General features: G+C 67.2%; 20 protein-coding genes. 7 read left to right on the top strand and 13 right to left on the bottom strand.

The window, feature by feature from the left end:
* Together B0W80_RS19780 and B0W80_RS19785 are read right to left on the bottom strand one after the other, a co-directional pair.
* The coding region (locus B0W80_RS19780; protein ID WP_256856630.1) for a tetratricopeptide repeat protein at positions 1-582 on the bottom strand (582 nt) is incomplete at its 3' end.
* A 119-nt stretch (positions 583-701) separates the two neighbouring features.
* Positions 702-1,112: a hypothetical protein gene (locus tag B0W80_RS19785; RefSeq protein WP_077000871.1), complete on the bottom strand. Its 411-nt coding sequence runs from the start codon at positions 1,110-1,112 to the stop codon at positions 702-704.
* 131 nt (positions 1,113-1,243) lie between these two features.
* On the opposite strand from B0W80_RS19785, the gene B0W80_RS19790 reads away from it, so the two are divergent.
* Positions 1,244-1,594 carry a hypothetical protein gene (locus tag B0W80_RS19790; RefSeq protein WP_077000872.1) on the top strand — a complete coding sequence of 117 codons (351 nt, stop codon included), beginning with the start codon at positions 1,244-1,246 and terminating at the stop codon, positions 1,592-1,594.
* Positions 1,595-1,605: 11 nt separating this feature from the next.
* Here the strand turns inward: B0W80_RS19790 and B0W80_RS19795 are convergent, their stop codons facing one another.
* The gene (locus tag B0W80_RS19795; protein WP_077000873.1) at positions 1,606-1,911 is read right to left on the bottom strand and encodes a hypothetical protein; all 306 of its coding nucleotides are present in this window, start codon (positions 1,909-1,911) and stop codon (positions 1,606-1,608) included.
* 173 nt (positions 1,912-2,084) lie between these two features.
* On the opposite strand from B0W80_RS19795, the gene secA reads away from it, so the two are divergent.
* From secA to B0W80_RS19815, 4 genes are read left to right on the top strand one after another with little or no spacing between them, the layout of a single operon-like run.
* Positions 2,085-4,868 carry a preprotein translocase subunit SecA gene (gene secA, locus B0W80_RS19800; RefSeq protein ID WP_077000874.1) on the top strand — a complete coding sequence of 928 codons (2,784 nt, stop codon included), beginning with the start codon at positions 2,085-2,087 and terminating at the stop codon, positions 4,866-4,868.
* A gap of 58 nt (positions 4,869-4,926) precedes the next feature.
* On the top strand, positions 4,927-6,156 hold the full coding sequence (gene argJ, locus B0W80_RS19805; protein WP_077000875.1) for a bifunctional glutamate N-acetyltransferase/amino-acid acetyltransferase ArgJ: 1,230 nt from the start codon (positions 4,927-4,929) through the stop codon (positions 6,154-6,156).
* A 14-nt stretch (positions 6,157-6,170) separates the two neighbouring features.
* Positions 6,171-7,040: an ATP-binding protein gene (locus B0W80_RS19810; RefSeq protein WP_077000876.1), complete on the top strand. Its 870-nt coding sequence runs from the start codon at positions 6,171-6,173 to the stop codon at positions 7,038-7,040.
* Between the two features lie 8 nt (positions 7,041-7,048).
* Positions 7,049-7,474: an NUDIX domain-containing protein gene (locus B0W80_RS19815; protein ID WP_077000877.1), complete on the top strand. Its 426-nt coding sequence runs from the start codon at positions 7,049-7,051 to the stop codon at positions 7,472-7,474.
* 2 nt (positions 7,475-7,476) lie between these two features.
* On the opposite strand, the gene B0W80_RS19820 is transcribed toward B0W80_RS19815, so the two are convergent.
* The 9 genes from B0W80_RS19820 to B0W80_RS19860 all read right to left on the bottom strand — a co-directional run bounded on the left by B0W80_RS19820 (position 7,477) and on the right by B0W80_RS19860 (position 21,845).
* Complete coding sequence (locus B0W80_RS19820; protein ID WP_256856631.1) at positions 7,477-7,686, bottom strand: DNA gyrase inhibitor YacG; 210 nt, start codon at positions 7,684-7,686, stop codon at positions 7,477-7,479.
* Between the two features lie 10 nt (positions 7,687-7,696).
* The gene (gene zapD / locus B0W80_RS19825) at positions 7,697-8,452 is read right to left on the bottom strand and encodes a cell division protein ZapD (RefSeq protein ID WP_077000879.1); all 756 of its coding nucleotides are present in this window, start codon (positions 8,450-8,452) and stop codon (positions 7,697-7,699) included.
* A 41-nt stretch (positions 8,453-8,493) separates the two neighbouring features.
* Entirely contained in the window at positions 8,494-9,510 is a 1,017-nt protein-coding gene (locus tag B0W80_RS19830) for an HAD family hydrolase (protein WP_077000880.1), read from the bottom strand.
* Between the two features lie 10 nt (positions 9,511-9,520).
* The gene (locus tag B0W80_RS19835) at positions 9,521-11,014 is read right to left on the bottom strand and encodes an MBOAT family protein (RefSeq protein ID WP_077000881.1); all 1,494 of its coding nucleotides are present in this window, start codon (positions 11,012-11,014) and stop codon (positions 9,521-9,523) included.
* 119 nt (positions 11,015-11,133) lie between these two features.
* Positions 11,134-11,712 carry a dephospho-CoA kinase gene (gene coaE, locus B0W80_RS19840; RefSeq protein WP_077000916.1) on the bottom strand — a complete coding sequence of 193 codons (579 nt, stop codon included), beginning with the start codon at positions 11,710-11,712 and terminating at the stop codon, positions 11,134-11,136.
* A 14-nt stretch (positions 11,713-11,726) separates the two neighbouring features.
* Positions 11,727-12,632 carry an A24 family peptidase gene (locus tag B0W80_RS19845; protein ID WP_077000882.1) on the bottom strand — a complete coding sequence of 302 codons (906 nt, stop codon included), beginning with the start codon at positions 12,630-12,632 and terminating at the stop codon, positions 11,727-11,729.
* Positions 12,632-13,855 carry a type II secretion system F family protein gene (locus B0W80_RS19850; RefSeq protein WP_077000883.1) on the bottom strand — a complete coding sequence of 408 codons (1,224 nt, stop codon included), beginning with the start codon at positions 13,853-13,855 and terminating at the stop codon, positions 12,632-12,634. Before B0W80_RS19850 ends, B0W80_RS19845 begins: the two co-directional genes overlap by 1 nt.
* 15 nt (positions 13,856-13,870) lie before the next feature.
* Complete coding sequence (pilB, locus tag B0W80_RS19855; protein WP_077000884.1) at positions 13,871-15,607, bottom strand: type IV-A pilus assembly ATPase PilB; 1,737 nt, start codon at positions 15,605-15,607, stop codon at positions 13,871-13,873.
* 271 nt (positions 15,608-15,878) lie between these two features.
* Positions 15,879-21,845 carry an MG2 domain-containing protein gene (locus tag B0W80_RS19860; RefSeq protein WP_077000885.1) on the bottom strand — a complete coding sequence of 1,989 codons (5,967 nt, stop codon included), beginning with the start codon at positions 21,843-21,845 and terminating at the stop codon, positions 15,879-15,881.
* 113 nt (positions 21,846-21,958) lie between these two features.
* On the opposite strand from B0W80_RS19860, the gene B0W80_RS19865 reads away from it, so the two are divergent.
* Together B0W80_RS19865 and opgC are read left to right on the top strand one after the other, a co-directional pair.
* Positions 21,959-23,200, top strand: a complete 1,242-nt coding sequence (locus B0W80_RS19865) for a glycosyltransferase family 4 protein (RefSeq protein WP_077000886.1) — start codon at positions 21,959-21,961, stop codon at positions 23,198-23,200.
* Positions 23,201-23,273: 73 nt separating this feature from the next.
* Positions 23,274-24,425: an OpgC domain-containing protein gene (gene opgC / locus B0W80_RS19870; protein ID WP_077000887.1), complete on the top strand. Its 1,152-nt coding sequence runs from the start codon at positions 23,274-23,276 to the stop codon at positions 24,423-24,425.
* On the opposite strand, the gene B0W80_RS19875 is transcribed toward opgC, so the two are convergent.
* Positions 24,389-25,156, bottom strand: coding sequence for an SGNH/GDSL hydrolase family protein (locus B0W80_RS19875; RefSeq protein ID WP_077000888.1), 768 nt, complete (start codon positions 25,154-25,156; stop codon positions 24,389-24,391). The two genes, opgC and B0W80_RS19875, sit on opposite strands and share 37 nt — an antisense overlap.
* Positions 25,157-25,204 lie beyond the last annotated feature (48 nt).

Genomic DNA, 25,204 nt, shown 5'->3' on the forward strand with positions numbered 1-25,204 from the left:
CGTGGAGGGGGGCGGTGGGGGGACGGCGCCGGATGCAGCGCGCGTTGCGATCGCCGGTCCCGCCGCTGCGAGCGTTTCGGGTGGTGCCGGCGCGACGGCAGGCAGCACGCTTCGCAACAGGGCCAGCCGGAGTTGCGGGTTGGTCGTTGCTCCGCCCGGCGGGTCCACCTGCAGCGCCTTGTCATAGGCACTGCCCGCCATGCGCGCATAGACATCGGCCAGGTTGTCGTAGGCGACGTTGTAGCTGGGGTTGGTACGCATCGCCGTTTCGAGCATTGCGCGCGCCTTGTCGATCTGGCCTTGGCTGGCGTAAATGACGGCCAGGTTGTTGTATGGCTCGGGCAGTTCCGGAGAATCGCGGGTCAACTGGGTGAAGATGGCGATCGCCTCGGCCTGCTTGCCGAGATCGAGTTGGATCACGCCCTTCAGAAAGCGCATCTGCGGGCTGCGCGGCGTGTCCTGCAGAAATTTGTCAGCGCGCACCAGCGCTTCCTTGAGCTTGGCCGCCTGCATCAGCCGTTCGACTTCTTCATGCTCCCCGGCAGCCGCCGTGAGCCCGAATCCGGCGATGACCAGGGTCATCGGTATGCGCAGGTGAAGCGCAGCGCGTGCGCCCTTGGAGCGCAAATGACGAAAGAACATGACTGAACTGGCATAGCAAAACGGGCGCGAATTGTAATTGGATGTTTCGCGCGCCTCCGCTACGCCAGCAGCGCATGCATGCCGGCGAGGCCGATGGTCAAGGCTCCGGCAAAGGCGGCCATCGCACCGGGCGTTCTCGCCCTGGGCTGGAGGATGAGGGCAGCGGCGCAGCCCAAGAAAAGAAAGGGGAGTGGAACGACGACCGGCAATGCCAGCACCACGGAATCCGCCAGTGCAGCGCCAAGGCGCATGGCCTCCGGAAATGTCCAGCGGATACCCACCAAGGGGAGCGCCACGATCGCCATGCAGAGAAGAAAAGCGCCGAACAGCCACTCGAGCGGCGCCGGGCAACGGCCCGCGTCCCGCACTGCCAATGGCTGCGGCCATTCCACGTCGTCGAGTTCATCGGCAGGCTGCGGCGTCGGCAGCATGCCGTGCGGGAGAAAGGGGATGGTCGTGAGCAGCTTCATGCAGCCAATGTAGGCAGCGCATGCGCCCGAGCCGCCCGCGGATGTGCAGGGTATCCCGTGGTGCTACCAGGCGTGGCAAGTTGCGAGTCCCCTCGCCGCCAGTACGCCCGCGCTTTGAGACACTCGCGGACATGAACTCCGCCGCCGCATCGCTCTGGAACCGCTTCTGGTCGCCTCGCGGCATGTTGGAGCCGATGCCGCCAGGCGCCAGCGAAGCGGAGGCCGCGGAAATCGATTACCGGAATGCGATCTGGCTCAGGAGCTACATGGACATGTACATCCTTCGCTGGGCCTGCCTCTGGCTGGCATGTCTGGCGCTGGCCATCCTGGCCCACAGCTACGAGTTACCCGCCGCGCTCCTGGTGGCGGCGCTCTTGCTGACGATCTACGGCTTCATCGGGATGGTCGTCATGATCGGCACTTATCGGCGCGCAGCACGGATGGTGCGCGACCGGATCGCTGCAGGCAGGCGTCCGCCCTGAGGCGCGTTCCCTCAGCGGCGTGCGAGCACCTTGAGGCGCAGCGCCGTGTCGCCCCAGCCGCGCGACTTCAACCGAAGCTGCAGCGCCGGCAGCAGTTGCCGCAGCTTGGCGGCCGCAGCGCTTCCGTGCACGAGCAGGCACCAGCTGCCGTTTTCCACCGGCCCGGCCTGCACGGCGGCACGCATTTCGGGCGGGATCAAGTCCCGGATCGCCTGCAGCCGTTCTTCCGCATCGCGCACGCGCGCCATCAACCCGGCGAGGGTCGGGGACTCCTCTGCGGCCTGCTGCAAGGTGACAGGGTGGAAACGGCGGTTCATGCGTGAAGGGGAAGGAGAGGCGCGGCTAAAATGCCCGGTTTGCCGGCGTACGCGCCGGCGGGTTCCAGCGCCTGGCGTGTTGATTCTGCGTCAAGTGCGCCCACCTGCTTTCACTATTTAGGAATTTCGGTCGCGGTACCCGCCTGCCCTGGGGTCACTGCCGACCCGCTCGCATGGCCACCAACTTCCTGACCCAGATCTTCGGCAGCCGCAACGACCGGCTCCTCAAGCAGTACCGCAAGACCGTCGAGCGCATCAATGCGCTCGAGGCCGGCTTGGAGAAGCTCAGCGACGAAGCGCTGCGTGCCAAGACCCAAGAGTTCAAGGACCGCCTCGCCCGCGGCGAAACCGTCGACGACCTGCTGCCCGAAGCCTTCGCCACCGTGCGCGAGGGCTCCAAGCGCGTGATGAAGATGCGCCACTTCGACGTGCAGCTGCTCGGCGGCATGGCGCTGCACCACGGCAAGATCTCCGAAATGCGCACCGGCGAGGGCAAGACCCTCACCGCCACGCTTCCGGTCTACCTGAATGCGCTGACCGGCAAAGGCGTGCACGTGGTCACGGTCAACGATTACCTGGCCAACCGCGACGCGCGCTGGATGGGCCGCCTCTACAACTTCCTCGGCCTCAGCGTCGGCATCAACCTGCCGCAAATGCCGCGCGAGGAGAAGCAGCAGGCCTACGGCAGCGACATCACCTACGGCACCAACAACGAGTACGGCTTCGACTACCTGCGCGACAACATGGTCTACGAGACGCAGGACCGTGTTCAGCGCGGGCTCAATTACGCGATCGTCGACGAGGTCGATTCGATCCTGATCGACGAGGCCCGCACGCCGCTGATCATCAGCGGCCAGGCAGAAGACCACACCGACCTCTACCTTGCCATCAACAAGGTCGTGCCCCTGCTCACCAAGCAGGAAGGCGAGGCCGATCCGCGCACCGGCGAAGGCGTCACGAAGCCCGGTGACTTCACCGTCGACGAGAAGACCCACCAGGTCTTCCTGACCGAAGACGGCCACGAGAAGGCCGAGCAGGTTCTCTCCGAGTTCCAGCTGTTGCCCGAAGGCGCCTCGCTCTACGACCCCGCCAACATCACGCTGATGCACCACCTCAATGCCGCCCTGCGGGCGCGGCATCTCTACCACCGCGACCAGCATTACGTGGTGCAGCAGGGCGAGGTGGTGATCGTCGACGAGTTCACCGGCCGCCTGATGACCGGCCGGCGCTGGAGCGACGGCCTGCACCAGGCCGTGGAGGCCAAGGAGGGCGTGCAGATCCAGGCCGAGAACCAGACCCTCGCCTCGATCACCTTCCAGAACTACTTCCGCCTGTACGCCAAGCTGGCCGGCATGACCGGTACGGCCGACACCGAGGCCTACGAATTCCAGGAGATCTACGGGCTCGAGACCGTGATCATCCCGCCCAACAAGAAGAGCAGCCGCGAAGACCAGCTCGACCGCGTCTACAAGACGACCCGCGAGAAGTACGAGGCCGCGATCGGCGACATCCGCGAATGCTACGAGCGCGGCCAGCCCGTGCTCGTCGGCACCTCGTCGATCGAGAACTCCGAGATCATCGACGGCCTGCTGACCCAGGCCGGGCTGCCGCATCAGGTGCTCAACGCCAAGCAGCATGCACGCGAGGCCGACATCGTGGCGCAGGCGGGTCGTACCAAGATGATCACCATCGCCACCAACATGGCCGGTCGCGGCACCGACATCGTGCTCGGCGGCAACATCGACAAGCTGATCGAGGCGATCGAATCCGACGAGAGCAAGGACCCCAGCGCCCGCGCCGACGAAATCGCGCGCCTGCGCGCCGATTGGGACAAGGACCACGAGTTCGTGAAGTCGCTCGGCGGCCTGCGCATCATCGCGACCGAGCGCCACGAGTCGCGCCGCATCGACAACCAGCTGCGCGGCCGCTCCGGCCGCCAGGGCGATCCCGGCTCCTCGCGCTTCTATCTGGGGCTGGACGATCCGCTGATGCGCATCTTTGCCGGCGAGCGCGTCAAGGCCATCATGGACCGCCTCAAGATGCCCGAGGGCGAGGCGATCGAGGCCGGCATCGTCACCCGCAGCATCGAGAGCGCGCAGCGCAAGGTCGAGGCGCGCAACTTCGACATCCGCAAGCAGCTGCTCGAATACGACGACGTGTCGAACGACCAGCGCAAGGTGATCTACCAACAGCGCAACGACATCCTCGATGCCGGCGACCTGACGGCGCAGATCGAGGCGCTGCGCGAGGGCTGTTTCACCGACCTGGTGCGGCAGTACGTGCCCGCCGAATCGGTCGAAGAGCAATGGGACCTGGCCGGCCTCGAGAAGACGCTCGCCACCGATTGGGGCATCGACATCCCGCTGCAGAAAGAGGTGGAGGCGGCCACCGCCATGGGCGACGAAGACATCGTCGAAAAGGTGGGCACCGCGGCCAACGAGGCCTTCAACGCGAAGGTGGCGCTGATCGGACAGGAGAACTTCACCCAGTTCGAGCGCATGGTGCTGCTGCAGAGCATCGACACCCACTGGCGCGAGCACCTGGCGTCGCTCGACTATCTGCGCCAGGGCATCCACCTGCGCGGCTACGCGCAGAAGCAGCCCAAGCAGGAATACAAGCGCGAAGCCTTCGAGCTCTTCGGCCAGCTGCTCGACTCGGTCAAGAACGAGGTCACGCGCCAGTTGATGACGGTGCGCGTGCAATCCAGCGAGCAGCTCGAAGAGGCCGCCGAAGCCATGGAGAGCCGCGGCGAGAACCTCGCCAACATCACCTACAGCGCGCCGACCGAAACCGGTGAGGTGGAAGTGCGCGTCGACGAAGAAAGCCAGCGTCGCCTGGCGGCCGCCGGTTCCAGCTTGCCGGCAGGCGCCGCCGCCTTCGCGCGCGTCGGCCGCAACGACCCCTGTCCGTGCGGCAGCGGAAAGAAGTTCAAGCAGTGCCACGGCAAGCTCACCTGAAGCTGGTCCCAGGCGCCAACTGATTCGTCGATCGAATTCGCAGAGAAAGTAAGTTCCCATGCCCGTGAATCTCTCCGCTCCCGATCCAGCCGCGCTGCATGCAGTGCCCGGCATCCGCATCGGCGTCGCCGAAGCTGGCGTGCGCAAGGCCAATCGCAAGGACCTGACGGTGGTGCTGATCGACGAGGGCGCTGCGGTCGGCGGCGTGTTCACGCAGAACCGCTTCTGCGCCGCGCCCGTGCAGGTCTGCCGCGAGCATCTGCAGAAGGATTTCGGCATCCGCGCGATGCTGATCAACACCGGCAATGCCAACGCCGGCACGGGCGAAGACGGGCTGGCGCGCACGCGTGCCACCTGCATCGCGCTGGCCCGCAAGCTGGAGCTGGCGCCGGAGCAGATCCTGCCCTTCTCCACCGGCGTGATCATGGAGCCGCTGCCCATCGACCGCATCGAGGCGGGCCTTCCCGCCGCGCTGGCCGACGCGCAGCCCGCCCACTGGGCGCGCGCCGCCGAGGGCATCATGACCACCGACACGGTGCCGAAGGCGGCCAGCCGCCAGGTGCAGATCGGCGGCGCCACGGTCACCATCAGCGGCATCAGCAAGGGCGCCGGCATGATCCGGCCCAACATGGCGACCATGCTGGGCTTCCTGGCCACCGACGCGAAGATCGCGCCGGCGCTGGTGCAGCCGCTGGCCAAGGCGCTGGCGGACGCCTCGTTCAACCGCGTGACGATCGACGGCGATACGTCCACCAACGACTCGTTCGTGGTCATCGCGACGCAGAAGGCCGCCCACGCGACCATCGATTCGCTCGATTCGGCCGACGGCCGCGCGCTGGTCGATGCGATGCAGGCCGTGGCCCGCCAGCTCGCGCAGGCCATCGTGCGCGACGGCGAAGGCGCGACCAAGTTCATCACCGTGCAGGTGGAGGGCGGCCGCGATGGCGCCGAATGCCGGCAGGTCGCCTATGCGGTGGCGCATTCGCCGCTGGTCAAGACGGCCTTCTATGCAAGCGACCCGAACTTGGGGCGCATCCTCGCGGCGGTCGGCTATGCGGGCATTGCCGACCTCGACCAGACCGGCATCGACCTGTTCCTCGACGACGTGCACGTGGCGGTCAAGGGTGGCCGCAACCCGAGTTACCGCGAAGAAGACGGCCAGCGCGTGATGAAGCAGAGCGAGATCACCGTGCGCATCGTGCTCGGGCGCGGCAGCGCGGCCGACACGGTCTGGACCTGCGACCTGAGCCACGACTACGTGTCCATCAACGCCGACTATCGCTCCTGAGGCCTTCCCCTGGTATGAACGAGAAATTCGAAAAGCTGATCGAGCGCGCCGAGCAACTGATCACCCGCATCGAATCCATCCTGCCCCAGCCGCTCGCGGCCCCCGCCGACTGGAACGCTGCCATCGCCTGGCGCTACCGCCGTCGCAGCTCGGGCCACGGTACGCTGGAGCCGGTGCGCCACCTGGCCCAGATGCCGCTGGATTCGCTCAAGGAAATCGACGTCCAGAAGGAAAAGATCGAGCGCAACACCCGCCAGTTCGTCGAAGGCAAGCCGGCCAACAACGTGCTGCTGACGGGCGCGCGCGGCACCGGCAAATCGTCGCTGATCCGCGCCTGCCTGCATGCCTACGCGCCGCAGGGCCTGCGCCTGATCGAGGTCGACAAGGCTGAGCTGACCGATCTGCCCGACATCGTCGAGGTGGTCTCGCAGCGGCCGGAGAAGTTCATTGTCTTCAGCGACGACCTGAGCTTCGACGAAGGCGAGCCGGGCTACAAGGCGCTCAAGTCCATCCTCGACGGCTCGGTGGCTGCATCCACGCCCAACGTGCTGATCTACGCGACCAGCAACCGTCGCCACCTGCTGCCCGAGTACATGAAGGACAACCTCAGCTACACCCACACCGAGGACGGCGAAGTCCATCCGGGCGAGGTCATCGAAGAAAAGATCTCGCTGTCGGAGCGCTTCGGCCTCTGGGTGAGCTTTTACCCCTTCAGCCAGAACGAGTACCTCGCGATCGTCGCGCAGTGGCTCTCTTCGTTCGGCGTCGACGCGAAGACCATCGAGTCGGCGCGGCCCGAAGCGCTGGTCTGGGCACTGGAACGCGGATCGCGCAGCGGCCGCGTCGCCTACCAGTTCGCCCGCGACTACGCCGGCAGGCATTGAGCACGGCGATGGCCGAGGCGCGCAAGCACACCGAGGTGGCGGTCGGCATCCTGATCCGCGAAGCGGACGACGCGCTGCTGCTGTCGACCCGGCCGGAGGGCAAGCCCTATGCGGGCTACTGGGAGTTTCCGGGCGGCAAGATCGAGCAGGGCGAATCGGTCGAGCAGGCGCTGCGCCGCGAGCTGCACGAAGAGCTGGGCATCACCATCGCCGGAGCCGAGGTCTGGAAGACCACTGAGCACGACTACCCGCACGCACTGGTGCGCCTTCATTGGTGCAAGGTGCGCGCCTGGCATGGCGACTTCGAGATGCGCGAGGGCCAGGCGATGTGCTGGCAGCAGCTTCCGCTGACGGTGGCGCCGGTGCTGCCCGGCGCGATGCCGGTGCTCGACTGGCTGGCGCACGAGCGCGGCCTGGCGGGCGCGCTCGACTGAACCTACTGAATCTTCGGATCGCCGAAAGGCTCGTCTTCCGGCGGCGCTTCCGCCGGCATGCGGAATTCCTCGTTGGCCCACGCGCCGAGATCGATGCCCTTGCAGCGCGCGCTGCAGAACGGGCGATACGGGTTGCTGGGCGCGTAGATGCTGTCGTTGCCGCAGGCGGGGCAGCGCACGACACGCTCGCCCGACGGGGTCTTCTTGCTCACCATGCCGGCCTCAGGCGCAGAGGGTGAGCTCGAAAGGCGCGTCTTCCGTGCTGTGATGCAGGCGGTCGTCGGCCTCGTGGCGCATCAGGCGCACCGACACCATGAGCCGGTTGCCGCTGATCTCGGGAATGAGCCCGAGGCGGGGGTCGATGCGCAAGCGCAGCAACTGGAAGGTGCGGCCCTGGGGCAGCGGCTGCTGGAACTGGCCTCGGGTGGCGATGACCTTGTAGGGCACGTCGGTGTCGCGAAGCAGCTTCAGCAGCAGGTAGATGGACTCGGCCAGCGGCGCGAGCGTGGCCGACCAGCGTTCCAGCCCGGCCCGGCGCTCGGACGCGGGGCGGTGCTGCCAGGCGTAGTAGGCCGGCAGATCGAATTCGCAGGTGCCGCCCGGGATGCTGGCGCGGCTGCGGATGCCCATCAGCCACTCGTTCTCGGTGAGCGCCTGGCCGGCCTTGCCCGGGATGGTGTTCATCGTCGAGAAGTTGTGCTCGAGCTTGCCGACCACCTGGTCGAGCACGGCCTCGGAGATGGCCGGGTTGCCGCGGTAGCTGTTGAAGATGTTCTTCTGCTTGTCCAGGTCGCGCAGCACGTCGGCCTTGAGGTCGGCGCGGGCGGCCACGTCCATGATCTCGAAGATCGTGACCAGGGCGTAGTGGTGGGACAGCGGCGATTCGGCCGGCACCAGTTCGCCAAGCCGGCGCAGCAGGTGCTCCAGCCGGAGATAGGTCCGGATGCGCTCGTTGAAGGGGTACTCGTAGAGGATCACGCGCGTTTCTGTCGGGGTTCCCGTCGGGACATGATAGCCCTTCAGGGCGATTTCGCAGGCGGAACCGGCAGCACATCGCGCACGGCGGCCAGCATGAACTCGCCCAGCGCCAATTGGCCGTGCATGGACAGGTGGGTGTCGTTGGGAAAATAGAAGTCCATGACCTTCGGATAGGCCTCGCGCGCGAAGGCATACACATCGGGGCCCAGGCGTGCCTCGCGGAAGCCGGCTTCGAAGTCTTTCGAGAAGTCGGGCTGCAGGTAGGTGGTGTTCTTGTTGGGAATCACGATCCACATCTGCGGGATGGCGGTGTGGCTTTGCTTGAAGGCCTTGATGCGCTCCAGCGTGCCCATGGTCAGCGGGCCGTTGCGGACGTCGTCCGAAAAGATCGGCAGCTTTTCGCAAGCCTTGTGCGAGAAGTAGCTGCAGCCGTTCGGCAGCGCCCGCACCCGCGTGTTCTTGTTGAATTCGAGTTCCTTCGGGGACCGCATCGCCCGCCAGGAGTTGTAGTAGGACTCCGGTCCCGTGTCGAAGCGCGCGGTCCAGTTGGGCAGCGCATCCGGTCCCGGCAGCTTGGCGGGCGCCACGAAGGGCTCGAGCCGTGCTTCCAGCGGCTTCACCACCTTGTCGCAGGTCTGGCCCGTGACGGTGCGTTCGTCCAGCAGGCGCTCGACGCTCTGGAAGATGATCAGCTTGCCCTTGAAGCCCGAGCGCTGGATCCACTGGTCGAAGTCCTTGCACATCACCGTGCCGTATTGGCCCCAGTAGGTAGTGGCGACCCGGTAGCCGGATTTCACCAGCGAGGCCTGCCAATAGAGCGTCATGGAGAAGCTGTCGCCGATGACCAGCACGTCGGCCTCGCCGACCGGCGAAGCCTTCAGCAGGGATTTGTCGACGGTCGGGGCCGGCTTGGTCCAGCCGAAGTCTTCCTCGGCCAGGTGGCCGATGCGGGTCAGGTCGCCGTAGGGCGGGAGCGTGGTCAGCGAAACGAGCCACATCACGAACACCAGCACGTAGCCCGTGACGAAGATGCGCAGCCAGATCTTTGCGAGCGTCATGTCGGGCGCTTCAGAATTGGAAGTACAGGAAGGGGCTGTAACCGCCCAGCTTCGAAACCGCCCAGGCGAACAGCACGAAGGTGCTGGCGGCGATGAAGACCGTCGAACTGGCCGCCATCACGCGATGGCCGACCACCGATTGCGGATGCGGCACCCAGCGCTCAAGCGTGATGGCAGGTGGCAGCGCCAGGCAGATCGCCAGGCCCACCAGCATGGTCTTGAAGAAGTCGTTCTTGCGGTAGGGCATGAGGCCCATCTCGTTGAAAGCCGTCGGCGGCGCGCCGTTCAGGCCCAGCATGCCCTTGTAGATCGCGATGGCGGTGTGCATGCCCTCGGCGCGAAACACGACCCAGGCGATCATCACGCACAGGAAAGTGAGCAGCCAGCCGAAGACCTTGGCGATGCGGCCCGGCGGGACGTTGCGCCGCACCTTGCTGTTCCAGAGGTGGTTGACCATCAGGTAGGCCCCGTGCAGCGCGCCCCAGATCACGAAGGTCCAGGCGGCGCCGTGCCAGAGCCCGCCCAGCAGCATCGTGAGAAACAGGTTCAGGTAGCGCCGGGCCGGGCCCTTGCGGTTGCCGCCCAGCGGCACGTAGAGGTAGTCGCGCAGGAAGGTCGACAACGAGATGTGCCAGCGGCGCCAGAACTCGATGATGTTGGTCGACTTGTAAGGCGAACGGAAGTTGAGCGGCAACTGCACGCCCAGGCACAGCGACAGGCCGACCGCCATGTCCGAATAGCCCGAAAAGTCGAAGTAGATCTGCAGCGTGTATGCGAGAACCCCGAACCAGGCCGTGTACAGCGTGGGCGCGATACCTTGGTGCGCACCGTTGAACACCAGGTCCGAATACTGGCCCATCGGGTCCGCGATCAGCAGCTTCTTGGCCAGGCCGAAGCTGAAGATCGCCAGCCCCACCGCGATCTTGTTCGCGTCGGGCCTGTAGGTCGACGGGTTGGCGAACTGCGGCATCATCTGCGCGTGATGCAGCACCGGGCCCGCGATGAGGTGCGGGAAGTAGGTGACGAACAGCGCGTAGTGCACGAAGCTGCGCTCGTGCACCTTGCCCTGCCAGCAGTCGACCAGGAAGGCGATCTGCGTGAAGGTGTAGAACGAGATGCCGATCGGCAGCGCGATGTGCAGCAGCTCCATCGGCGTGAAGCCGGCGGCCTCGATGCCGGCATTGACGTTGGCGAGGAAGAAGTTCGCGTACTTGAAGATCGCGAGCACCGTCAGGTTGACGGCCAGCGCCGCGATCAGGAGCCGCTTGCGACGCGCGTCGTCGCAGCCCGGCGCCGGTGTCAGCCGCAATCCGAACCAGTAGTTGATGCAGATCGAGGCGATGAGCAGCGGCATCGCCTTGACGCTCCACCACCCGTAGAAAAAGAGCGAGGCCAGGGCGAGAAAGCCGGCCGCGGCACGCACGTTGCGTTTGCCGATCCAGAAGAAGGCCAGCAGGACGATCGGGAAATAGACGAAGAGAAACGCGTGCGAATTGAAAAGCATCTCAGGTGGGGCGCAGGCTGGGGTGCCCGTGGCGTCGAGGCCTGGTGCGCCGTTTTCTTCTGGTCAGGGGGCGCCGCTGCAGCGGCAAACCCCGCATTATCGTCGTGCCGGGGCGGGTCTCAGCACCAAGGTAGAGCGCGGACCTCCAGGCGGAGTTCCTCGATCGACAGGCCTTCGTTGAAGATCACCGCGTCGGCGGCCGCCTGGCGTGCGCGCCGCGTGGCCTGCTGCGCGATCACGGCGCGCACCGCGTCGGGCGCCCAGCCCGACCGCGCGACCACGCGCTGCAGCTGGGTTTCTTCGGTCGCATCGACCACCAGCACCCGCTCGACGCGTGCGCGCCAGCGCTTCGATTCGACCAGCAGAGGCACGTCGAAGACGATCAGCCCGGGCCCCGCGGCCGTGGCCCTGGCTTCGCATTCGATCCCGATGATGGGGTGCAGGATGGATTCGAGTCGTTGCTTGGCCGAAGGGTCTGCGAACACCAGCTCGCGCATCCGCGTGCGGTCCATGCTGCCGTCGGCGGCGACCACCGCAGCGCCGAAGGCGGCCTCGACCGCAGGCATCGCCGCGCCGCCCGGTTGCGTGATGGCGCGCGCGATGGCGTCGGTGTCGATCAGCGTCGCGCCGCCGTCGACCAGCATGGCCGCGACGGTGCTCTTGCCGCTGCCGATGCCGCCGGTGAGGCCGATGCGCATGGGCGTCTGCCCCGTCAAAGCCCGACCGTGCGCAGGATCGCTTCCGGGCCGAAGATCATCGCCGTGAAGCCGGCGCCGGCAAGGAAGGGCCCGAAGGGCACGTAGCCGCCTTCGCGCAGGCTGCTGTTGAATTTGAGGATGAGGCCGATGACCACGCCGATCACCGAAGCCATCAGGATGATCGGCACCAGCGCCTGCCAGCCGAACCAGGCGCCGAAGGCCGCGAAGAGCTTGAAGTCGCCATAGCCCATGCCCTCTTTGCCGGTGGTCAGCTTGAAGAGCCAGTAGACGGCCCACAGCGACAGGTAGCCCGCCACCGCGCCCCAGACCGCATTGGCCAGGCTGACCCCGGTGAAGCCCGCGATCGCAGCCAGCAGGCCGCCCCATAGCAGAGGCAGCGTGATGTCGTCGGGCAGGTACGTGGTGTCCCAGTCGATCAGCGCGGCAGTGAGCAGCGCAGCGGAGAAACCGCACCACGCGAGGCCGCCGAACTGGCCGGGCATGCGCCACACGCACCATGCGAAAAGCGCCGCCGTGACGAGTTCGACCAGCGGATAGCGCAGGCTGATCGGCGCCCTGCACGAGGCGCATTTGCCGCGAAGGAAGAGGTAGCTCAGGACCGGCAGGTTCTCGTACCAGCGGATCGCGTGGCCGCAGTGCGGGCAGCGCGAGCGCGGCACCATCAGATTGAAGGGCTCTTGCGCGTCGTCGGGTTGGTCCGCGCCTTTTGCGGGAGCGGCAGGGGCAGCGGTGGCTGCCACGGCAGCCTCGGCACCGCCGGCCTGGAGCTCGGCACAGTCGGCGGCCCACTGGCGCTCCATCATCTTCGGCAGGCGGTGGATGACCACGTTGAGGAAGCTGCCGACCGTGAGCCCCAGCACGCCGGCCAGCGCGGCGTCCACCCCCTGCGACACCAGCATCAGACGACCTGGCCGAGCTTGAAGATGGGCAGGTACATCGAGACCACGATGCCGCCGATGATGACGCCCAGGAACACGATGATGATCGGCTCCATCAGGCTCGAAAGACCGGCGACCATGTCGTCGACCTCGGACTCGTAGAAATCGGCCGCCTTGCCCAGCATGTGGTCGATGGAGCCCGATTCCTCGCCGATGGCCGTCATCTGCAGCACCATCGAGGGGAACAGGTTGGCATTGGTCATGGCCGTTGTCAGGCTGGTGCCGGTCGACACTTCCTGCTGGATCTTGACGGTGGCGTCCGAATACACCGTGTTGCCCGACGCACCGCCCACCGAGTCGAGCGCTTCGACCAGCGGCACGCCCGCGGCGAACATGGTGGCCAGGGTGCGCGTCCAGCGGGCGACGCAGGACTTGTCGATCAGCTTGCCGAAGATCGGAATGCGCAGCAGCAGGCGGTCCATGAAGCGCTGGACCTTCTCGTTACGCTTCCAGGCCTGGAAGAAGAAGTACAGGCCGCCGCCGATCACGCCGAAGATCAGCCACCAGTAGGCGACGAAGAATTCGCTCATCGCCATGACGAAGAGCGTCGGCGCCGGCAGGTCGGCACCGAAGGAGGTGAACACCTGCTTGAAAGCCGGGATCACGAAGATCATGATGATCGCCACCACCACGAAGGCGACCACGACCACCGAGGTGGGGTACATCAGCGCCGACTTGATCTTCGACTTGATGGCCTCGGTCTTCTCCATGTAAGTCGCGAGGCGGTCGAGCAGCTCTTCCAGGATACCGGCGGCCTCGCCGGCCTCGACCAGGTTGCAATAGAGGCTGTCGAAGTACTTGGGAAACTTGCGGAAGGCAGCCGACAGCGAGGTGCCGGTTTCCACGTCGCTGCGGATGTCGTTGAGCAGCTTGGCCACGCTGGGGTTGGCGTTGCCGCGGCCCACGATGTCGAACGCCTGCAGCAGCGGGACGCCGGCCTTCATCATGGTGGCCAGCTGCCGCGTGAAGATGGCGATGTCCTTGGGCTTGATCGCCTTGCCGGCGCGCATGCGCCGCTTCTTGATCTTGGAGGCCAGCACGCCCTGGCGACGCAGCGCCGCCTGTACCTGGTTCTCGCCGGCCGCGCGCAGCTCGCCGCGCACCACCTTGCCGTTGCGGTCCTTGCCTTCCCACTCGTAGATGAATTCCTTGTGGGTGACCCGCGATGCTGCTGCCGTTGCCATTCGAACTCCGCTTCTTTACTCGTTGGTCACCGCGAGCACTTCCTCGAGCGAGGTGAGCCCCTGCATGACCTTGTGCAGACCCGACCGGCGCAGCGAGCGCACGCCCTCGGACTCGGCCTGGTGCGCGATCTCGAGGGCGCTGCCGTCGCGCAGGATGATCTTCTGGATCTCTTCAGAGATCGGCATCACCTGGTAGATGCCCACGCGGCCCTTGTAGCCGCCGTTGCAGGCGGGGCAGCCGACCGGCTTGTAGGCCTTCCAGGTGCCGTCGATCTCGTCGTCGCGGTAGCCGGCGTCGATCAGCGCTTCCTTGGGAACCTCGGACGGTGCCTTGCACACCGGGCAAAGCCGGCGCGCCAGCCGCTGTGCGGTGATGAGGATCACGCTGGACGCGATGTTGAAAGGCGCGATGCCCATGTTGCGCATCCGCGTCAACGTGGTCGGGGCGTCGTTGGTGTGCAGGGTCGACAGCACCAGGTGGCCGGTCTGCGCGGCCTTGATCGCGATGTCGGCGGTTTCGAGGTCGCGGATTTCGCCGACCATGATGATGTCCGGATCCTGCCGCAGGAAGGCGCGCAGCGCGGTCGCGAAGGTCAGGCCCGCCTTGTCGTTGACGTTGACCTGGTTCACGCCCGGCATGTTGATTTCGGAGGGGTCCTCGGCGGTCGCGATGTTGACGCCGGGCTTGTTCAGCAGGTTCAGGCAGGTATAGAGCGAGACGGTCTTGCCCGAGCCCGTCGGGCCCGTCACCAGCACCATGCCGTAGGGACGGCCGATCGCGTCGAGCAGCCGCTCTTTCTCGACGGTGTCGTAGCCCAGCGCGTCGATGCCCATGCGGGCGCTGCTGGGGTCGAGGATACGCACGACGATCTTTTCGCCGAAGAGCGTGGGCAGGGTGCTGACCCGGAAGTCGATGACCCGGTCGGGGCCGATCTTGAGCTTCATTCGGCCGTCTTGCGGCACGCGCTTCTCGGAAATGTCCAGCCGCGAGATCACCTTGATCCGCGAAGCCAGCTTCTCCTTGATGACGGTGGGTGGCGTCGCGACTTCGCGCAGTTCGCCGTCGACGCGGAAGCGCACCCGGTACTGGTGCTCGTAGGGCTCGAAGTGGATGTCCGACGCCCGCATGCTGAAGGCGTCGAGCAGCATCTTGTGCAGGAAGCGCACGACCGGCGCGTCTTCGACCTCGGCGCTGGCCGAGTCGTTCGAGTCGGCGGGGGTGTCCTGGATCGTGGAGTCGTCGAACTCGAACTCGACGCCGACGATGCTGTCGATGGTCTCGGAGGCGCTCACGGCCGCGGCCTCGACCATGCGCGAGAGCTTGTCGTACTCCGCGATCACCCAGTCCACGCCCATCTGGGACGCGAACTTGATCTTCTCGACCGCCTGCTGGTCCGACGGATCGGCCGTCGCGACGATGAGGCGGTTGTTGCGCTTGCTCAGCACCACCACGCGGTAGGCCTGGCACAGCTTCGGGTCGAGCAGGTCCTTGGGCAGGCGCTGCGCGTCGATCGCGTCCAGGTCGAGCAGCGGGGCGCCGAAGGCGCTCGACAGGGTGTGGGCCAGGTCGGCCGGCGACACGGCACCCGTGCCGGTCAACTCCGCGATGAAGCTGGTGCGGCCGCTGGTCGACTTCTGATAGATCTCCTCCGCCGTCTTCGCGGGCAGCTTGCCGGCGGAGATCAGGGCGCGTGCGAGCCCGGGCAGGGCGATCGAAGCGCTATCTTTGACGAGGGGTTCAGCGGCGGCCATTCAACTGGAATGTAACAAGACGTGAGAGTGCGGCACGATCATCGCTGATCGCCTGGGGACTGTAAACCGCTCCATTTGGACCGAAGCGCGCAGCATTTTGCGTTTACAGCCGGAAAGGCGTGTCGAAACGAAACAAAACGGGTCCATTCGCCGGCATGTGCGCGAGCGCGCGACGCGGTGCCAGTTTAGGCGCAAACAAGGCAAATGCCTCGTTCGCCAGAGGAGAGCCCCCCGGGTGTGGCGGCGGCGCATCGCGGCCGCCACGGCAAGGCTATTTCGACGCCTCCACCTTGATGCGGTCGTTCGGCGATTCGCCGAACATCTCCGGCGCGTAGAGGGCTTCGACACGGCTGGGCGGCAGGGCGAAGTCGCCCACGTTGCTCAGCCGCACCGTGTATTCCATCTTCACGACGCCCTTGGGCAGGTACTCGTAGTAGCTGCGATAGGCCTCGAAGCTGCGCTCCTCGAAAGCCGGCCAGCCGGCGCCGGAACGCTTTTCCCCTTGCGTCGCCACCTGCGAATCGCGGCTCAGGCCGCCGCCGAGGATGGTCGCCCCGCCCGGAATCGGGTCGGTGATCGCGACCCAGGTCATGTCGGCGCTGGCGTTGACTTCCAGGCTCACCCGCAGGACGTCGCCGCGCGTGTAGACGCCCTTGGTCGTCTGTTCCACCGGCGTGATGGTCTTCTTGATGGCATAGCCGGCCGCGAAGGGTGCCTTCAGCTGCACAGCGGCCACGGACTGCAAGGTGAGCCACGGCCGCCCGCTGCCGCTTTGCGTGACCAGCAAGGTGTCGCGCGCGGCAGGCGCGCCGGCTGGCCAGGGCAGGAACATGCCGTTGTTCCGCAGGTTGCCGGGCGCGGCGGGTGCGCCGAAGGTGGTCGACTGGTGCGCCGCACCGCCCGCGTCGCTGGCCTTGATGCGCTCCACCTTGCTCCAGTCGACCTGGGCCTTGGTGTTGCCCAGGCTGGCCGCGGTGATGCCGGTGACCGGCGTGTTTTCGAATTGCTTCGAGAACTTCTCGAGTGCGAGGCCGCCCCACAGGTTGGCGGTGGTCGTGAGCCAGGCGCCCTTTTGCTGGCGGCCGATGAAGCCGCTGGCGAGCTTTCCGATGTCGTCCTTCCAGCTCGGGTCGTCCAGCACGGCCAGCAGCAGGCGCGCCGTGTTGACGTCGCCGTTGGCCATCAGCCACCACCAGTAGTCGTCGCGCTCGGTGCTGAAGATCAGCTTCGTGCCCTGGTAGCTCAGGCGCGCCTTCAGCACGTTGTTGGCTTCCTCCAGCCGCTGCTGGCGTTGCGGCACGTCGGCCACGCGCTTGAGCACGTTGACCCAGTCGATGACCGCGCTGGTCGGCCACTGGTTGGGCGCGATGGTCAGGCTGCCGGTCATCCGGCCCTGCGCCTTGCCGTAGCGCGACAGGGCTTCGAGCGCGGCGAGCTTGCGCACGTCCAGGTCCTTGCGAGGGCTCCAGAACTCGCGCTGGATGCGGCCCTCGACGAAGGCGATCAGCCCGGCTTCCATCGGCGCTCGCGCTGCATCGGGCAGCGCGAAGGCCGGGTCCAGCGCGGCCGCCTCGTGGGTGGCGGCCAGCAGGTACGCGGTCAGGATGTCGCTGCCACGGTTGGCTTCGCCGTCGCGCGGCGGAAAGTAGTTGGCCAGGCCGTCGTCGTCGAGGTAGCTGGGCAATTGCGCCACCACCGCCTGCCAGGCCTTGCCATCGCGCAGGCCGATCGACTTGCTGGTCTTCTGCTCCAGGCAGGCGTAAGGGTACGCGGCGAACCAGTCGCGCACGCCGGTCAGGCCCTCGGCCAGTCGCGGCTGCAGCGAGAGCTTCAGGCCACCGCGGCCAGGAAGGGCATCGGCCGGCGGCCCGACGTCGATCGTGAACGGCCCATCCAACTGCACCAGCGTGGCCTGCTGCACCGTGAGCGGCACCGCCGGCACGATGCGCTGGCGCACCTTGAGCGCGTCGCGGGCGCCGCCGACCGTGTCGCGCGCCTCGATCTCCCACAGGATCGCCTCGGCCCGCGTCTGCGCCAGCTGGGCCGGTGCCGTCACCATCCAGGCGAGCTCGCGCGCCTCGCCCGCTGGAATCTCGACCGTCTGCGGGTCGAGCTTCATCAGCGTGGCGCGTGGCGCGGCTTCCACCTTCATCGGCTTCTGCGTCGTGTTGCGGAGCGTGATCTGCGCACGGAACTGGTCGTCCTCGCGCACCAGCGGCGGCAGGCCGCTGACGATCTGCAGGTCCTGCGTGGCCTGGATCGAGGTCTGGCCCGTGCCGAACAGGCCGGTGCCGGCATCGGCCACGGCGACGATGCGGAAAGTGGTGAGCGCATCGTTGAGCGGCACCGTCACCGTCGCCTGCCCGTTGGCGTCGAGCACCACGGCCGGCTTCCACAGCAGCAGGGTGTCGAGCAGTTCGCGGGTCTGGCCCTTGCCCCCGCCGCCGCCGGCCGGCACCGCCTTGCGGCCGTAGTGCCGGCGGCCCACGATCTCCATCTGCGCCGTCGAGGTCGACACCCCCCAGCTGCGCCGCTGCATCATGGCTTCCAGCAGCTTCCAGCTGTCGTTGGGCATCAGCTCCAGCAAGGCCTGGTCGACGGCGGCCAAAGCCACTTCGGCGCCCGCCGCGGGCTTGCCGCCCGGCAGCTTGGCCGAGATGGTGACCAGCGCCTGGCCGCGCACCGGGTAGCTGGGCTTGTCGCTCGCCACCTTCACGTCGATCTGGTGGGCCTGGGTGCCGACGCGGATCTCCGCCAGCCCCAGCCGGTAGGCCGGCTTGCTCAGGTCGACCAGCGCGGTCGGTGCCACGTATTCCTTGCCTTCGTACCAGAAAGCGGTCCACCACTCGCGCGGCGCCTTGAAGCCCCAGGTGAAGAAGCTGTACCAGGGCACTTCGCGCAGCCGGCCGCGCAGGGCGAGCACGCTGACGTAGGCGTTGGGGCCCCACTCGGGCTTGACCTGCAATGTCACCGTTGGGTCCTTGCCGTCGAGCTGCACGACCTGCGTCTCGATCACGCCCTCGCGCTCCACCGACACCAGCGCGGTCGCGAAGCGGAAGGGGCTGCGCACCTGGAACCGCGCGGTCTCGCCGGGCTGGTAGTTCTTCTTCTCGGGCAGCACGTCGATGCGGTCGTGGTCCTCGCCGCCGAACCAGAGTTCGCCCTGGCGCGTGACGTACACCGTGCTCGACGCGCGGCTGTCGCGGCCGTCCTTGTCGGTGGCGCTGGCGATCAGCTCGACCTGGCCGGCTTCCTTGAGTTCGGCCTCGCACAGCAGCAGGCCGCGTGCATCGCTCTTGCCGCTGCAGACGGTGCCAATCTCTTTCACGTCGGTCTTGTTGTCGTAAGTGTAGAAGCCGCCCACCATGCGCTTGCGGCTGGTGGTGGTGATGCGCGCGACGGCGCGCACGTTGAGCGTCACACCTTCCTGCGGCTTGCCGGCCAGGTCGAGTGCCAGGGCCTGGAACTTGAGCTTCTGGCTGGTCGAGACCCAACTCTCGGTCTTGACGCCTGCGATCACGGCCGCCGGCCAGAGCGTTTGCACGCCGCGGAGGGTCTGCACCTCGCCGTTCGGGTCGGCATACGTGGCTTCGAGCAGCAGCTCGCGCGGCGTGGACTTGGCCAGCGGGATCTTCTCGATGGTGAGCCGGCCGGCGCCGTCCTTGTTGAGCGTCAGCGGCAGCTTGTCGGCGATCACGCGCAGGTCTTGCGATGCCGACTCCGATTCGTCGGCATCGGCCGCGGCCTGGCCGTCCGCGCGCGGCGCGGAGAAGCTGAAGGCGTCGAAGTCGGGAAAGTTCAGGCCCTTGGCCCGCACCGCCGCCGTCACCCGCACCGGCAGGTTGGCCGCTCCGCCGCCGGCCACGTAGTTGACCTGCACGTCGGTGGGCAGCGACGTCGCGGCCACCAGCGGCTTCTTGTCGACCGGCGTGATGCGGCCTTCGAGCACCGGCAGCCGGAACTCCTCGACGCGGAACTGGCCCGTGCTGTAGCTGCGCATGCCGCCTTCTTCGGCGTCGGCGCTGCCCTCCTTGCCGTTGCGTAGTTCGACCTGGTAGACCCCGAGCTTGGCCGCGGGCGGAATGGCGAAGGTGTTTTCACCGCTCTGGCCGCCGGTCGCGGTCTTGCGCCACTGCAGCGGCTGGGTGAACTGCTGGCCGCTGCCGACGTGCGTCAGCACCAGGGTGTCGGGCAGCGTCTGTGGAATGCCGAAGCCCTCGCGCGTCTGGGTGCGGATCAGGTGCTTCATCGACACCGTCTCGCCGGCGCGCAGCAGCGTGCGGTCGAGCACGGTGTGGGCCACGCGGTCGGGCTCGGGCTCCATGCTGGTCGGCACGTTGAAGCGCCAGGGCTCGATGCCGCGCTGCCAGTCGCTCCAGGTGAAGGCCAGGTCCTCGACGCCCTGCTCGTCCTTCGCGCGGGCGCTGACGAAGTAGGCGTCGCCGCTGTAGTCCTCTTCGCTGGAGCAACTCGGCGGGCTGGCCGAGATGCCGGCCAGCTGCACCAGGCCGCGCGCATCGGTGGTGCCGGTGGCGACCTCCTTGCCGCTGCAGTCCGAGACGCGCACCGCCGCGTTCGGCACCACCTTGCCCTTGTCCAGCGTCGTGACCCAGGCCAGCGCGTTCTCGCGGCCCAGCTTGAAATGCACGGCCAGGTTGGTGGCCAGCGCCGTGGTGCGCACGTACATCGTGCGGCCGTTGCCATAGCGCTCGTCGAGCAGCGCGTCGCCGAGCTTTTGCGATGCGATCTCGAGCACGTGGAAGCCCGGCGTCAGCGGAATGCCGATCACCTCGAACGGCCTCGGGTCGCCGCCTTCGGCCTTCGGCATGTCCAGCGACTTCACGCCGGCCTGTCCGCCGAGCAGCGAGACCATGCGGGTCTGGATGCGTTCGCGTTCGTCCTTGTCGATGACCTTCGGCAGCGCGCCCTTGACGTCGCGCGACGCCTGCGTGCGCGCCATCGTGAAGTTGCTGTCGTAGCGTCGGACCTTGCGGAACCAGTCGATGATTTCGGCGTCGGTTTTCGGGTTGAGGTCGCTCACCTTGCCGGGCGTCAATGCCTGCACCTGCAACGCCGGCTCCACGCGCCGCACCGTCACCGGCATCATCGCCGTGCCGCCGGGTTCGGCCAGCCGCTCGACCACGCCGAAGGGCGACGCTGCGAACTTCGCCAGCGGGGGCATGGCGCCGGTGGACACCTTGAGCGGAAAGCTGTCCGGCGCGGCCAGGGGGCGGCCCGAGGCATCCTCGAACTTCGCGGGCAGCTCGATCGTGAAGGGTGTCTGCTCGGCGAACGGCGGCGCAAAGTTGACCGAGTCGACGACCGCATCGTCGTCCTTCGCCGCGCCGGCGTCGTCGAATTTCGGCTTGATGCTCTTGCCGCCGCCTTTGAGTTCGATCTGTGCGGCAAGCTTGCGCGCCACCGGCGCGTTGAACTGCAGCACCATCGGCTTGAGCGGCAGGCAGGCCGACTGCGCGTTCTCCCGCTCGCAGGTAAATGACACGGCAAAAGGCTCGCGCACCTGGAAGCTCAGGCGCCGCTCGACCGAATTGGCCACGCCCGACGGCGTCGCCACGCCCTTGCCGTACACCAGCTGCAGGCGCCCGCCCGGCGTCAGCCGCCGGTTGCACTGCAGGGTGACGAAGCGCAGCGGCGTCTTCTCGGCCTCGCGATCGCGGCCGAAGGCCTTGAGCAAGGCCTGGCGCTGCTCGCCTTCGACCAGCTTCACGGGAATGCGCTCGCCCACGCCGTCGGCCTGGCACCAGACGTTGCCGCGCACGCTCTCCAGCGTGGCCGGGCCGTTCAGTTCCAGCATGAACTGCTGTTCCTCGTCGATCCGGCCGTAGCTCGGCTGCCAGTTGCGCACGAAGGGGCCGCCGCTGGAGAACTGGTAGCGCTCCGGCCCGGTGAGTTCGGCGCCCGCGGCCGATTTGAAGGCCGCGATCCGCGTCACCGTGCAGCGCACGCCCGGCGGCAGGTCGTTCTCGAAGTCCCAGACCCATTGCTTGTCGGCCGTCCAGCGGCCCGTGCCCTTGCCGGCCTGGGCATCGGTGCAGTTCACCGCGAGCGGCGGCGGCGCCTTCGGATCGCCGAAAGTGACGGCCGCCTGGTCGAATTTCGCGACCACCTGGCGCACCCGGGAGACTTCGCCTTGCGGCGTGAGGCTGGTGATCTGCAGGGCCTGCGCACCCATCGCGCCCATGGCCAGGGCCGCGGCCACGAAGGCCTGCACCGTCATTCTGGTTCTCGTTTTCAACAGACTTCTCCTTCGGGGCGCGAGCGTAGCGCAAGTCCGTGCGGCAGTACGGGATCAGGCGGGCGCGCTATAGCCGTCAACTATGATCGATCGATATGAAAGTGCTGTTCAGCCATCCCGCGGGCAACCAGAACGTGCGCGCCATGCTCGATGGACTGGAGGCCGCCGGCATGCTCGCGCGCTTCACCACCACGCTGGCAGTGGCGCCCGACAACCCGGCCCTCAAACTGGTGCCGCAAGGCCTGAGCCGCGACCTGTTGCGGCGCCGCTTCAACATCCCCCGCGAGAAAATTCTTCAGCACCCCTTGCGCGAACTCACGCGGGCGATCTGCTCGCGGGTCGGCTGGGACTACTGGCTGCGCCACGAGACCGGCTTCGCCTCCATCGACGGCGTGCTGCAGGACTTCGACCGCTTCACCGCGCGCGCGCTGCAGCGCCTGCACCGGCCGTGCGACCTGGGCGCCGTCTACACCTACGAAGACTCGGCGCTCGACACCTTCAAGGCGGCCCGGCCGCTGGGCGTCAAGTGCGTGTACGACCTGCCCATCTCTTACTGGGAAGTCGGCCGCAAGCTGATGGAAGAAGAAGTCGAGCGCCTGCCGGCCTGGCGCCAGGCCTTGGGCGGCGGCATGTCCGACTCGCCCGCCAAGCTCGAGCGCAAGGCGCAGGAGCTGGAGCTCGCCGACCTCGTGGTGGTGGCCAGCCGGTTCGTGGCGGAGTCGCTTCCGTCGTGGGCCGCCAACAAGGCGCGGGTGCTGTCGCCCTTCGGCTCGCCGGTGTCGGCCACGCCGCCGCCGCCGAAGGTGGTCGACCCGTCGAAGCCGCTGCGCGTGCTTTTCGTCGGCTCGATGGGCCAGCGCAAGGGCCTGGGCGACCTGTTCCAGGCCATGCACCTGCTCAAGGGCGAGAACATCGAACTGGTGGTCATGGGCTCGCCGCTGGCGGACCTCGACTTCTATCGCGGCCAGTACGCCGGCTTCACGCACGAGAAGGGCCGCCCTCACGCCGAGGTGCTGGCGCTGATGCGCAGCTGCGACGTGTTCTGCCTGCCTTCGCTCTACGAGGGTCGCGCGCTGGTGATGCAGGAGGCCATGAGCCAGGGCCTGCCGATCGTCATCACGCCCAACACCGGCGGCGATGACCTGGTCATCGAAGGCAAGACCGGCTTCCTGGTGCCGATCCGCTCGCCCGAGAAGATCGCCGAGAAGCTGGCCTGGTTCAACCAGAACCGCCAGGCGCTGCCGGCCATGAGCGAAGCCGCCGTGCAGCATGCGGCCGGCTACACCTGGAAGGGCTACAGCGAGGTCGTGATCGACGCGATCCGCAAGCTCGGTTAGCGCGGGAAGCACTTGCGATGAGTACCCGCCATTCGACGGCCCCGCTGCCGTCGATGCCGGCGGCCGAGTTCCGATGAAGCGCTACTGGGAAATCGACGCACTGCGCGGGCTGATGCTCGTGCTGATGACTTTCACCCACCTGCCCACGCGCTTCACCGATCCGCTGGGCCAGCCCTTCGGCTTCGTATCGGCAGCCGAGGGCTTCGTGCTGCTTTCGGCTTTCGTCGCGGGCCTGGTTTACACCCGCATCAGCGACCGCCAGGGTGTGGACGCGATGCGGCGCGGCTTCTGGCGGCGCGCGCTCAAGGTCTACCTGGCGCAGGCGGCGACCCTGCTGTTCCTCTTCACCATCATCACGCAGGTCGGCCTGCGCATCGATCAGCCCGCGGTGAAGAACCTGCTGTCTTTCTACCTGGCCAGCCCGGTCGAGGGCTTCGTCTATTCGCTGCTGCTGGTGTACGAGCCGGCGCTGCTGGACATCCTGCCGATGTACATCTTCTTCATGCTCATGAGTCCCTGGGTGCTGGCCTTCGCGCTGCGCCACGGGTGGATGGGCGTGATGGTGACGAGCGCCGTCTTCTGGGCGCTCGCCCAATTCGGCTTCAGCGAATGGCTATACGCGCTGGCCGCGCAGTACCTGCACCTGCCGGTGCCCTTTCACGAGATGGGCGCCTTCAATGCCTTCGCCTGGCAGTTCCTGTGGTTCGCGGGGCTGTGGCTGGGCGCCAGCCGGCATGCACCGGACGCCGAGCCTTTTCGCTTTCCGCGCTGGCTCGTCGCACTCGCCGTCGCGCTGGCTATCTACGGCATCTGGTGGCGCCACCACGGCATCAACGGCCAGGCCCCGTTCGGCGGCGACGAAGAGCTGAACATGCTGTTCGACAAGTGGCAGCTCGGCCCGCTGCGCCTCGTCAACCTGGTGGTGCTGGGCATCGTCGCGGTGCACTTCGGGCCGGGGCTCATGCGGCGCATTCCGCGCCTGCACTGGCTCGAAGGCATGGGCTCGGCCTCGCTGCCGGTCTTCTGCGCGCACCTGGTAGCGGTGCTGCTCGTGCTGGCCTTCTATGGCGACAGCCAGACCGCGCGGCCCTGGTGGGGCGACGTGCTGTTGCTCGGCGTGGTGTTCGCGTGGCTGTACGGCGTTTCGCGCGCCACGCAGTGGTGGGACAGTCGGCCGCCCAAGGGCCGCTACCGCGACACCGGGGCGGTCGACAGCTCCGTCTGAGTACTCGGCTGCGCAAGGCGCGCACCGATCACCGAGCGCCACAGGCGATAGCCCTCGTCATTCAGGTGCAGCTGGTCGCGCAGGAAGAGCTCGGCCCGCGGCCGCCCGTCCGCGCCCATCATCGGCGCGAACACGTCGATGTATTCGCTGTTGGGCAGCCGTCGCAGGTAAGCCGCGATGATGTCGTTGGCCTCGCGGGCCAGCGGGATCAGCTTCTCGCGCGAGGGACTGGGCTTGATCGAGATGTAGCTGATGCGCGTGTCCGGCAGCTCGGCGCGCACGGTGCTGGCGAACTGCGCGAAGCTCTCGAGGATCTGGATCGGCGAGCGGCCTTCGGCCAGGTCGTTGTCGCCGGCGTAGACCAGCACGTGGCGCGGTTTGTAGCGCAGCACCAGTTCGCGCGCGAAGTAGCTCGAGTCGGCCATGGTCGAGCCGCCGAAGCCGCGGTTGATGACCACCGGCAGCTGCGGGAAGTCCTGCGCCAGCCGGGTCCAGAAGCGAATGGTGGAGCTGCCGACGAACACCACCCCGCCTTCGCTGGGCCATTGCCGCCGGTCGGCGGCATCGAAGGCCGCGAGCTCGCTGCGCCAACGCGCCTGTGCCGCCAGGTAGGTCGGGGAGGGCACGCTGTCGCCGCCGTAGGGCTCGGCCTGCGACGCGCATGCCGCGAAAAGCAGCGTGATCGGCAGCAGGGCCTGGCGTAGCGCCTTGGCGGCGAAAGCGGGATTCATCACGGGCACGAAGTTCGACGGATAAGCCTTCGCACCATATCAGCTGTG

It is taken from the genome of Variovorax sp. KK3, from assembly GCF_001984055.1.
Taxonomy (GTDB): Bacteria; Pseudomonadota; Gammaproteobacteria; order Burkholderiales; family Burkholderiaceae_C; genus Variovorax.